This window comes from Actinosynnema sp. NPDC002837, from assembly GCF_040295345.1.
Lineage (GTDB): Bacteria > Actinomycetota > Actinomycetes > Mycobacteriales > Pseudonocardiaceae > Actinosynnema.
The window spans coordinates 1-1,300 of the sequence record NZ_JBEOVG010000217.1 but is presented as its reverse complement, the minus strand read 5'-3'; the positions used below and the strand labels follow the sequence as shown (position 1 = coordinate 1,300).

Sequence of the window (1,300 nt, the reverse complement as noted above, 5' to 3'; positions counted from 1 at the left end):
GCACCGACCAGTCGGAGGTGGCGGACAGTCGGACCAAGATTGGTGGGATCAGCTTCCTCGTCGATCACAAGCGGCCCGATCGTCAGCTTTTCGACTATGAAGTTAGCCACCTTGAGTCAAGCAAAAAACATCTGAATCTCTTATACTAGAAGTTCGACCAAATAGTATAAAAAGGAAATTCAGATGCAAGACTATTCTATCACAAGCCAGAGCAAAGGGAAACACCTGACCAATCAAGACCGTTTAAACATTGAACGTTGGCACAATAAAGAAGGACTGAGCAACCGTGAGATTGCGCGCTTATTGAATAAAGCTCATGGGACGATTGACAGAGAGATGAAGCGAGGGGAAATCCAGCTCAAGCGGAAGGTAAAATACTCTGCTAAAAAGGCTCAAGAAAATTATGAAGGATTGAGGGCTCACAGTGTTCGTCCGAGTAAACTCACGACTGAGATTGATTGTTATGTGAGTACACGTCTTAAAGAAGACAAGGACTCTTTGGAAGTCATTCATCAGGCTCTAAAAGGAGTTTCTCTGAGCAGCCTCTACAATTGGGTCAACTGGGGCTGGTTAGAAGCCAAGCGTCATCATCTTTTCTATCCGCAGTATAAGGCGGCAAAGAAAATCAAACCTCGTGCGCCAAAGCATCCTTTTGGTAAGTCTATTGAAGAACGGCCTGAGTTCATTAACAATCGCTTAGAAGTGGGGCATTACGAGATTGACACGGTCATTCTTACGAGAGCTAAGAACAAGGTGCTTTTGACGCTCACAGAGCGAAAATACCGCACGGAGATCATTCGCTTGATTGATGGGAAAACAGCACAGGCGGTCAATGATGAGCTGGTGGAACTTCAAAAAAGTTATGACTTCAAATCCATTACCCCTGACAATGGCCATGAATTTGCAAGGCTCTCTGAGGTCGTAAGCTGTCCAGTTTACTATGCACACGCCTACGCGAGCTTTGAGCGAGGGACGAATGAAAACCATAACCGAATGATTCGTAGGCATCTGCCAAAAGGCACAACAAAGACGACCCCTGAAGAAGTCGCCGCTATCGAGTATTGGATGAACCATTATCCAAGAAAAATGTTCAACTATAAGAGTTCATATGAGATGAGCTTGGCTGGCTAACTTGGACTTGCAATTTGCGTTTAAAAAAATAAACAATTTATTTAGGAGACTCACAATGGCATTTATCACCGAAAAACATTTGGAAGGTAGCAAATATGTTTATCAACTTGCGCCTACTGTTAAAAAATTCACTTTAAAAGATACAACTTTTATTCAAACTAAAATTGGT

At 43.1% G+C, this 1,300-nt stretch carries 2 protein-coding genes; both read left to right on the top strand.

All coding sequences use genetic code 11. From position 1 onward, the window contains the following. The first annotated feature begins 183 nt into the window (after positions 1-183). A complete protein-coding gene (locus ABTZ99_RS44990) occupies positions 184-1,131 on the top strand; it encodes an IS30 family transposase (protein WP_003130410.1) in 948 nt (315 codons plus the stop codon). A gap of 55 nt (positions 1,132-1,186) precedes the next feature. After that, on the top strand, positions 1,187-1,300 hold a 114-nt coding region (locus ABTZ99_RS44985), incomplete at its 3' end, for a hypothetical protein (protein ID WP_499619292.1).

Bases quoted from the DNA above. Each gene is read 5' to 3' on its own strand.
- ABTZ99_RS44990 (WP_003130410.1), top strand. From the start codon at position 184: ATGCAAGACTATTCTATCACAAGCCAGAGCAAAGGGAAACACCTGACC.